Raw genomic sequence first — 1635 nt, forward strand, 5'->3', positions numbered from 1 at the left:
CGAGGGCGCGGAGGACGCCCCCTTCGACCTCGCGAAGTTCGTCGTCGGCTCGGAGGGCACCCTCGTCATCGCCACCAGGGCCCTGGTCGACCTGGCTCCGGGGACCGCCGCCGTTCTGTGCCCGTCCGTCGTCCGTCCGTCGTCCGTCCGGCCCGTGGGTGAGGGGCGGACGACGGGACGAACCTCAGCCGAACGGATGAACCTCCGCCACCGCCAGGCCCGCCGAGCCCACGCCGCCCGCACCGGCACGGTAAGACAGGCCGGGCCCCTCTGCGGTGACACCGGTGTGATCGTTCCTGGCGCCGCCCACAGCCGAAGGAAGTAAGAGATGCGCGAAACCAAGCACAAGGCCCGAGCGGGTGCCGCCGCCGGCATCGCACTGCTCGCCCTCGCCGCCCTGTCCGGCTGCCGCCAGCCCCACAGCGGTGGCAGTCAGGACGTGCAGGCCGCTACGGCCGCGCCCTCCGAGGACGCTGCGAGCAGCGGTGAGATCGCCGTGCTGGAGCAGCCGACGCTGCCGCCGCCGTCGTCCGTCGCCAACGACCAGGAGAAGCGCAAGCAGGTCACCATCGGCACCTGCGAGGCGACCAAGGACGGCTGGCGCGCGGCCGGCACCGCGGTGAACCCCGGCGGCCGGGACGCGGACTACCGGATCGTCGTCTACTTCACCTCGGCGAAGGCCACGGTGCTCGCCCTCGGCGACACGGCGGTGAACGTCAAGGCGGGGCAGAGCGGCGCGTGGGAGGTGCGGCAGGCGTTCCACGCGCCGCAGGGGACCCTGTGTGTCCTGCGGGGCGTCAGCTGAGCGCCCACTGCCGGGGCCGGGTTCGGGTTCGGGTGTCGGCGAGGTAGCTGCCGCCCGGCGTTCTAGCGCGGTGGGGGCCGGTTCTCGTCGCAGGTGGTGCGTTGGCCGTGGAGGAGGAGAGGGACGGCGCGGTTGGCGAGGGCTTCGGCGGCGCGGGCGGCCTGGGCGGGGGCCATGACGTCCGGGAGTTCGTGGGCGGGGACGAAGCGGGCGCCGAACAGGCCGCTGCGGTGCCGGGGCGGGACGGTCAGGCGGGCGGCGGCGTGCTCGGTGACGGTCCCGCCGTCGAAGACCAGGTTGAGGCGCTCCAGGTAACGGTCGGCCGGGGTGAAGTCGACGGCCAGGACGTCGGCGAGACGCAGGTTGAGGCCGGTCTCGGCACGCAGGTTGCGGGCGGCGGCGAGGTGCGGGGGCTCGTTGGGCTGGGCGGCGCCGCCGGGGAGGATCAGGCCGTCCATGTAGTCCGGGTCGACGAGCAGGACGTCGCCGCGCGGGTTGCGCACGAGGACGAGGCAGCCGAGCCGGCACACCGGCGGCTTGGCGAGCAGACGGGGGTCACGCATCGGGTAGTTCACCTTCTGAGGGCGGCGAGGAGCAGGAGGGAGAAGCCCGCCCACCAGAGCAGGCGGGCGAGGAGTTCAGTCGTCATGCGCCAGGCGCTCGTAGCGCAGCCCCTTGCGCAGCAGGTCCACGACCCGCAGGAGTGCGGACGGGCGGGCGCAGCCGAGGCTGATCAGGTAGCAGCCCGTCCTGCGGCCGTGCTCCCAATCCACCTCGACGGAGGGCAACTTCACCCCGCCCAGGGCGAGGACGGTGGTCAGGTCGTCCAG

General features: G+C 73.6%; 4 protein-coding genes. 2 read left to right on the forward strand and 2 right to left on the reverse strand.

Features of this window, described 5'->3' with window-relative positions:
• Both AB0O82_RS38685 and AB0O82_RS38690 read left to right on the forward strand, forming a co-directional pair.
• The coding region (locus AB0O82_RS38685; protein ID WP_363589744.1) for a hypothetical protein at positions 1-325 on the forward strand (325 nt) is incomplete at its 5' end.
• A gap of 3 nt (positions 326-328) precedes the next feature.
• A complete protein-coding gene (locus AB0O82_RS38690) occupies positions 329-805 on the forward strand; it encodes a hypothetical protein (protein ID WP_363589746.1) in 477 nt (158 codons plus the stop codon).
• A 62-nt stretch (positions 806-867) separates the two neighbouring features.
• Here AB0O82_RS38690 and AB0O82_RS38695 read toward each other — a convergent pair whose 3' ends face one another.
• Entirely contained in the window at positions 868-1368 is a 501-nt protein-coding gene (locus AB0O82_RS38695; protein WP_363589748.1) for an NUDIX domain-containing protein, read from the reverse strand.
• 75 nt (positions 1369-1443) lie between these two features.
• On the reverse strand, positions 1444-1635 hold a 192-nt coding region (locus AB0O82_RS38700), incomplete at its 5' end, for a hypothetical protein (RefSeq protein ID WP_363589750.1).

It is taken from the genome of Kitasatospora sp. NPDC088264, assembly GCF_040685715.1.
Lineage (GTDB): Bacteria > Actinomycetota > Actinomycetes > Streptomycetales > Streptomycetaceae > Kitasatospora.